Annotated in this window: 4 protein-coding genes; 3 read left to right on the plus strand and 1 reads right to left on the minus strand. The window is 45.7% G+C overall.

The window, feature by feature from the left end; translation table 11 throughout:
• Positions 1-254: 254 nt before the first annotated feature.
• Positions 255-5,861, plus strand: a complete 5,607-nt coding sequence (locus AC58U0_RS35400) for a golvesin C-terminal-like domain-containing protein (protein WP_497383398.1) — start codon at positions 255-257, stop codon at positions 5,859-5,861.
• Positions 5,862-6,100: 239 nt separating this feature from the next.
• Entirely contained in the window at positions 6,101-6,925 is an 825-nt protein-coding gene (locus AC58U0_RS35405) for a phytanoyl-CoA dioxygenase family protein (RefSeq protein ID WP_497383399.1), read from the plus strand.
• A 14-nt stretch (positions 6,926-6,939) separates the two neighbouring features.
• Here the strand turns inward: AC58U0_RS35405 and AC58U0_RS35410 are convergent, their stop codons facing one another.
• A complete protein-coding gene (locus AC58U0_RS35410; RefSeq protein WP_497383400.1) occupies positions 6,940-7,734 on the minus strand; it encodes a helix-turn-helix domain-containing protein in 795 nt (264 codons plus the stop codon).
• Between the two features lie 241 nt (positions 7,735-7,975).
• Here AC58U0_RS35410 and AC58U0_RS35415 point away from each other — a divergent pair, with 241 nt between their 5' ends.
• On the plus strand, positions 7,976-8,146 hold the full coding sequence (locus AC58U0_RS35415) for a hypothetical protein (protein ID WP_497313431.1): 171 nt from the start codon (positions 7,976-7,978) through the stop codon (positions 8,144-8,146).
• Positions 8,147-8,659 lie beyond the last annotated feature (513 nt).

Genomic DNA, 8,659 nt, shown 5'->3' on the forward strand with positions numbered 1-8,659 from the left:
ACGTAGGTTTCTTTTTTGACATAAAATCTTATAAGAAATTCTTGAAATTAAAGAAATTTTACGGTTATATGACATGCTAAGATAAAAAAAGACGTAGGGACTAGTCAGACCGATACGGATAATTGCTGCGTCACAACAATTCGAACAAAGGAGGTTGGGTTCTTATTTTGAAAGCGTTATCAGAATGATTCGAACATTCCATTTGTTGAAATCCGTTTTGTTTGAAAGCAAATCATGGAAAGGATGTGAGTTTTATGATAAAAAGTAAGCTGTTCTTCTTAATCGTTCTCATCATGACGATTATAGTTCCTTTAAGCCTATTTGGGATAAGGACCGCTAATGCGGAGACCTTACCGTTTAAGACAATCATCATCGATGACGGGAGCATCACGATCGATGGTGTCGTCACCCCTGATGCGGATAACGCGAATAACGGATACTCGGCTCCCAATTGGACCACAAGTACCGGGGTGAAGGGGTATAATAATTCCAGTTCCAAATATACGAGTACAGCAGGCAGAACCATATCGTGGAATCCACGATTGGAAGCAGGAACGGCGAGAATATCGTTCTACAAGCTTAACTGGGAGGACAAAGCGGATAGCAATGTGAAAATCGAAATCGTTCATAATGGAACGACGGATGTCCTATTTATGGATCTGAGGCCTTTATTCGGGGCGCCTGCGGGATGGGTAGATTTGGGAGAGTATTATTTCTCCGGGGTTGGTGAAGAATTCGTTAGATTGACACGGTCTACCAGCAGCTCCAGCACGATACTTACGCGTGCTGATGCGGTCAAGTTCGAAGGGAATATTCAGCAGAAAGAGCCTCATAAGACGATCATCATTGATGATGGAAGCATCACGATTGATGATGTCGTTACCAGCGATGTGGATAACGCGAATAACGGGTACTCCGCTCCTTATTGGACCACAAGTGCGGGAGTGAAGGGATACAATAATTCCAGTTCCAAATATACGGATGCGGTGGGAAGAAGCATCACATGGAATCCGCGGTTGGAAGCAGGAACGGCGAGAATATCGTTCTACAAGCTTAATTGGGCGGATAAAGCAGATAGTAATGTAAAAATCGAAATTGTTCACAATGGGATTACGGATGTCATGTTTATGGATCTCAGGCCCTCTTCGGGCCCATCTGTCGGATGGGTCGATTTGGGGGAGTATTATTTCAGTGGTAATGATACCGAATTTGTCAGGCTGACTCGAACGCAACCTACGACGGGCACTATCATTACGCGTGCAGATGCGGTCAAGTTCGAAGGAAATATCCGGCAGCAAGCTCCGCCGCTGCCTCCGCTGCGCAGCCGCACATTGACGAATCTCAGTTATACGGAGAAAGGCAGCATCGAAAACGCAAACTATAAGGCGACCTTCTATGAAGCGGCTTGGGATGGAGGTAAATCCATCGTTCGTGATCTGTTCTACAAGGACGTGGATACGGGCAACTGGGTGCCAACTAATAATGTGACGGAAAGACTTGAAGAACAATGGGTCTTATTGGATGGGAATGCGGGAAGTCGAACCAATTACTACGATACGATGAACAAACGCTGGATTACTTTCGACGGGATCAATTTCCCTGATAGCAATACTGCCGTATTAACCGATTCTTTGCATGGAGGCGATTACGATTTACAAGTGAACTGGTCCATGGCAGGGGACAAACCTGATGTTTCCTTTGCATTTACACCTCGCCGGAACGGCAATTACGTGATTGGCTATCAGTCTTTCACAACGGAGCTAGTCTCTGGCATCAATGAAGTGTTAAGTGGTTTCAGGTCGCATGCGAAAATGGTAGGATCAGTTGAATCAACTAGCTTGAGGGAGTTAAGTGCCCCCGTGAGTCTAGTTGAAAAGAATGACGGAGCCGGGAATGCTTTGTCGTATGGCGTATTTGTACCATCTGAGCAGCTTCCGGTCGAGTTTGAACCGACGGGAGGCGTTTCCCAGCAGCGGCTTGGCATGAGTCTTGTCAATAATGAAGGCAGTGTACAGCCGATTCTTTATGCGCCTCAACTAGGGACGTATTCGCAAATGACTGCGGAAAGCACGTATCAGTTCCATATAGGGTTAATCGCTCAGAAAGGCAGTCTGTATAAAGCCTACGAGGATATTCTCCGCACTGAATACGATTATACGGCATATCGGGAAAATGTGGCCGATCAGTCGCTTACTGACGCGATGTTCAATATGATCGATCTGCTTAAGATAGAGCCGCAGGGGGACGATTCTGTCAATTATGTCCCTTCGCCAAGCGGGTGGTGGAACCGGGCCAAGGGCTTCATTGATATCGAGAACGAGGATAGTGTTCGAACAACATCGAATGCGGCTCTTCTGGGGGCTTATTATTTGACCGGGGACGACCAGCTTTACGATACGAGGGCGTTGCCGTCCATTCAGTACGGGGTATCGCGAAATGGTATCGGTTGGTCGCCGACACAGAAGCCCGTATACAGCGTACCTTCGTTATGGAAAATGGCAACCTTGCCGTTCGATGTTTCAAGCGTAGCCGCTGTCAATCAGATGCTGGGCACATCAGCAGGGATTGGGGCGCTGGGGCAGGAAGAGTACCTTGTGCGAGATCCTGATCAGAAAGATAGAGGGCCTGTCATTCAACCCCTTATGATGTATCGTATGACGGGGGATGCGCAGTATTTGCAGGATGCCAAAGATGCAGCAGACAGTTATATCCTTCAAAATATCGATACGCCTGCATCCGTGAATGTGAGTAAAAATGAGTTTATTTATTATTATAGCAAGCTGTGGATGGAGATCTTGGAGCTGTACGAGGAAACGCAAGATCCCAAATACTTGAATGCCGCGTATAAGGAAGCTAAACAGTACGCCACCATGTTCGTTGCTCGTCCAGTTCCCGGAGGCACCGTTACGATTCCGCAGCCGGAGACGTATAATTACGCGGAGTCGTTCCATTGGCCGGCAAGCGGTAAATACGATTATCCTAGGAGCAAGCTCCCAGAAGATGTAGCCGGGGGCGTACAAGCGGACAGTTGGCTTGTTTCACCCAACGGGTTGACGTTTGAAGCGGGAAGTACAACCGGCTATTATCGGATGAATGCGCAGGAGGCTCCGTTCATGCTGAGATTGTCGCTCTATACAGGCGATAAGCTGCTGCAGGATATCGCTCATAATGCGGTCATCGGACGATATTCCAGCTATCCAGGTTATTACTATAAGGGCTTCGCCGTTAGTCAACTGGAACCGAATTTTCCTCTGGAAGGTCCAAGCGGGGCTACATCCATCTATTATCACCATATGCCGGCGCAGCTCGGGCAAACGATGGATTATCTGATCAGCGAACAATCGCTGAAATCGAACGGGAGTATTTCATTCCCTTCCGTATTCGAAACTAATTTTTTATGGTTCAAATATCACCTCTATGGGAATAAACCAGGCCATTTTTACGGCAATTCCGACGTTTGGCTCTGGATGCCCAAGGGGATTATCCAAACCAACCACTCTCAATTGAACTGGATAACGGCGGAGAGCGGAAATAAATTCTACATCGGATTAAGCAACGAATCGACAGCTGAAGTACAGACTCCGATCGAATTGAATGAGCAACTCATTGGGTTCAACCCGGCACAAGATTATACCGTAACCATCATCCGCGATAATGGCACACCAGAACAAGTGGTTATGAAAGGTGGAATCATTAATGCCACGGTGTCAAGCAAGGGAATAACCGCTATCATTGTGGAGGGGCTCAACATTGATGTGCCGCTGCACCAGGTTAGAACAGCGGATACATCGGATGCAAGCTATTTCTTCGATATTCATAGTCCAATAGATGCTGTTAAAGGCATGCTAATCGTCAAGCCCGACGAAACGTCCTACGATGCTTACGTGCAGGCAAAAACGACGAAACCAGCGACGATCCATTACTCCTTGGATGGCGGGGCCACGTACACGACCGTTCCCGATACGATCTATCCGATGGAATGGTCGATACGGGTAAACGATTTATCCCAAACCTTCACTTATTATGTGGAATCGGACGGAAAACAGACCCGCAAGCGGACGCTATATTTGCCTGATCAGGTAACGGTAACGCCGGTCCAACCGGATTGGCAGGAGGGGTCATCCATCATTGTCGATAATACGGAGGCGGAGACAGAAGGCGTCTGGATACGAGATACGACGGCTAATGACTATTACTACGATAACTATGTATATGCGAAATCGACTGCCAGCACAGCGTCAAGCAAGATTCTCTGGCGGCCGGAGCTGCCGGAAAGTGTCACTTATAGCGTGTATTACAAGCTTCCGCAAATAACCGCCACGAGTGAAAATTGGGCAACCAATGCCTCTTTTACCGTTTATTATAGCGGGGGCTCCGAGACGGTTACCGTTGATCAGTCCATAGCCAATGGAACCTGGGTGTTCCTGGGAGCTTATCCTTTTGCAGCGGGCGATAGTGGGTATGTCGAATTAACGAATAAAGCCAACAAGTCAAGGGTAGTTGCCGATGCCATGATGTGGGTGGACCCTAATAGAACGCTCCAATTGGAGTCGGTGGTCATCCAATCGGATAGGGACGAATTGCAAATGACTCAAGTTGCTCAACTGAACGTAACCGGCTATTTGGACAACGGATTGATCGGTGATTTGACCCAGGCGAATGTGCAGTATTTCGTTGATAGAACCGATCTGGCTGCAGTGGACAGTAACGGTTTGGTGACCCTTCAAAGCCTGGATGGAACAACAGATCATATCTCGGTGTGGGCTACGGTAACGATGGACGGAGCAACTTTAACAACACCTCCTTTGACCATAGCGATCAGGGATCTGACGGTTATCGTCGATAGTACGAATACGACCGGGTTATACGCAACGGAAGGGTCTTGGAGCCAAAGCAATTTAGCCGGATACAAAATTGGTGTTAAGTCTCGTTACTCTACAGTTCAAGGATCATCGGCGACGTGGAAGGCACAGTTTCCAGAGGGGAGATATACGGTCTCCATCTACAAGATCGTCCATACGACGGCAAACGATAATCACGTCAAAGTGGAAGTGAAGCATCAGTCGGTTACCGAGGTCACGTATATCGATGCGACAGTCGGCTCGTCGGGTTGGGTTAATCTTGGAACGTTCGACTTTACAGGAGACGGCAGCGAGTACGTTCGTTTATCCAGGGAGACTCCGACAACGGTAGATCCGCCAACGCTTCCTGCCGATATGATCTATACGAGGGCTGATGCAGTCAAGTTCGAACGGCATTCCGTCAGTCCGGCATTGCTTGCGAACGGGGTGCCAGGTAAACCGACACTTTCGAATAATAGTGGTGTTGCGACAGGCTTACATGATGGCAATTATGTGGTTACGATGAATATGTGGTGGGGAAACAATGGCTCACTGTATAAGTTGTACGAGAATGGCCAATTGATCCAAACGAAGTCACTGGCCGATGCATCACCAGCAGCACAGACTTCCATTATTCCTATTCAAGGTAAGCCAAACGGAACCTATGTGTATACATGTGTGTTATCGAATTTGTATGGAACGACTTCATGTGATCCACACACCGTCACCGTGGTTGATGCGAATCCTGGCAAACCTGTGTTGTCCAGCGATAACTGGGATCAAGATGGGACCTATACCATTACTGCTAATATGTGGTGGGGCACGAACGCAGCACAATATCGATTATATGAAAATGGCGAACTTATTGAAACGCAATCTTTATCTTCACAAACACCAAGTGCCCAATCGGCAAGTACACAAATTTCAGGAAAAGCTCCTGGCATTTATCAATATCGCTGTGAGTTTATAAATGGAAATGGAACAACGGCAAGTGACGTTATGCAAATTATTGTAAAATAAAACCTAAGAGCTGAGTGGATGAGAACGATCCATTCGGCTCTTTTATTTTTTGGAACAATCGGCTGCTTCCTTCGTGTAGCGTGACGTTGTAGGTTAAATAAAGATATTAAACATTTTCTCGCTTTCCACGATAAAAAATGTACGATTATACATGCACAAAATTCGCTCATCCATGGCTCAACAACGGAAACTCACCTACACTTAAGCTATAAGTCAATTACGCAGAGGAGTGTGTGCAAATGTTGGTGAAAGTAGGAAGTCGCGAGTTGGAGCTGGGTGGTCCCCATTTGACAGAGCTGAGGAGCTCAAACGAGATTGTTCATGATGTGGTGGCGCTGCGCGAGCGGATGGAGGAAGACGGATATTTACTCATCCGTGGATTTCATGACCGAGCGAAGGTGCTTCATGCACGCACGAGTATTTTAGAGAAAATGGGGCATATGGGGAAGCTTGATCGCGATACTCTATTGGAAGAAGGCAGAATGGCTGATGGCAGCAAGAGCATCTTCATGGGAGGGACGAATGAGGATCTACCAGCTTTGCTTAATGTTTTGAACGGGGATCACATCATGCGCTTTTTTGATGAGTTCCTTGGAGAACCATCGCTTACGTATCATTACAAATGGCTTAGGGCAGTAGGCAAGGGTGATTTTACTGGAGCTCATTATGACATTGTCTACATGGGAAGAGGTACAGAGAAAGTCTATACGGTTTGGTCGCCACTAGGGGATGTATCCTATGAAATGGGAGGACTGGCGATTTGCCTTGGCTCACATCGTTTCGAAGATTTGAAACAGTCGTACGGGACGAAGGATTCAGATCTTGACGGCATTGGACACTATACCGACGACCCGCTGGTTATTACGGATAAATTCGGCGGAAAATGGGCTACAACAACGTTTGATGCAGGCGATGTTCTCATCTTCGGCATGTATTTGCTTCATTGTTCGCTTGAAAATACGACGAACCAATATCGGATCAGCGTAGATGCGAGATATCAATCGGTCAATGAGAAGGTTGATGAAAGGTGGAGCGGTAAAAAGCCGCGAGGTCACGATAAATGAATTTATTATAATGCTTATTGTCGCCGGAAAACGCTAGGCGGCATGCCATAGTGCTTCTTAAAGAGCTTTGAGAAGTGAAATTCATCATAGAAGTGCAAAGCTGCTGCTATTTCCTTGACTGGTAAGTTAGTCGTTTCAAGCGAAACTTTGGCCGACTCTAACTTTAGTTTTAGCATGTAGCTGGTTGGAGAATGTCCGGTCATGGAACGAAAACGAGCGAAGAAGTAGGTGCGTGACAAACCGCTCATTTGCACAAGCTCATCAATTTGCATAGGTTTGTTCAAGTTTTTGTGCATGTAGTAGAGGATTCTGTCCATCTCGGTATGGTTAGGCGCAGCTAAAAACGACTGTTCCCTTGCGAAAAGGAGCAGCACTTCCTGCAGCAGGATGTTGGCTGAATAAGCGTAACCAGCGGGTTGTGCGATCAGGGTTTCAATGATTTTTTCGCATAATTGAAGAGCTTCGCTTAACTTCGCAGTGGATAAGATTTCTCCAACAGGAAGGTGGAGAAAGTGAGCCATGTCCAAGCTGCTGAAGTCAATAAAATAAAATTTCCAATTATTATTTTGGCAATTGTAAGTACATGGAACTGTTTCTTTAACGAAGAAAAAGGAGCCAGGGTACAAGTCGTATCGGTCTTCGGCTAGGGTGATGACACCATTTCCTTCATAAGTAATAAAAAGCCCGGGTGTAACAAATCCAGCACTTTTAGTTACTTGATAGGTGTCGTTGGCCTGCACCTTCCAAATGGAAATAAACTTGCAAAGGGGAACGACTGACTTTTCTCCTAAGCTATAGGGTATATCCATGTAGGACACTGCTTTTCACCTGCCTGAAGTTGACATTTTGTATGGATATACATCCATTATAAATGAATTCATATAAATTCGCTCGATTGTTCTAGGTTAGGTATATGAAGCATCGATTACCGTAAGTATCTGGTTAGTCTTGGTGTCACCTGGGGTGTACACTTGGGTAGGTAAATAGGTGGATTTTTGATGTATATGTGTATAATGGAGGTATGATAATTACAAAGGTGGACGACATACGATGATTAAATGCACAAATTGTTCGAAAGTCACAGATATTCAAATACAGCGCTGCGTCCATTGTGGAAAGATCCTGACGTACACCGTTGCAGAGAAATTCGATATCCTTGCAGAATCCGTTGAGCATGCCTTGAAGAAGGAGCTAGAAGCAAGAAGAAAGATGAGGCATTAGATCATAGGCAAATAGATTGAAAACTTTGTGTCCAGTTCCACTTTCTTTATGTGAATAGAATGGTGATCCCGCTTAATTTTTTCCGTATTACATGAAGGTTATATGAATGTTGTTGAGAAGTCCAAAAAGGACTTCTCAGAGTCAGAAGGATGATTGTTAACCGATAAATGTATGCTGAGAGAGTCGAAATGGACTTATCACGCGGGAAAAGTAGCAAAATGATTAACATTTCCTTGGTATTAGCGTAAAGTTGTACTGCGTACAACAGTTTCTTTGATTTCTGCCTGCCAGGCTGGATATGTTGTATTTCGTACAACAAATTAGCCCTATTTCATGCGAAATGGCCAATTTGAGTTGGAATTGTTGTATTCATGAGTCAATTTCATAATTTAGAACCCTTGGTACCGCAAGGGTTTTAAGCACGCAAAAAAGGAGTACCTCCCCAAATTCTCGAAGTTTAAGGTTACCACACCAAATAAACAGAGAAAGGAGTACTCCCATGTATCATATTCA

It is taken from the genome of Paenibacillus sp. J31P190 (genome assembly GCF_059692075.1).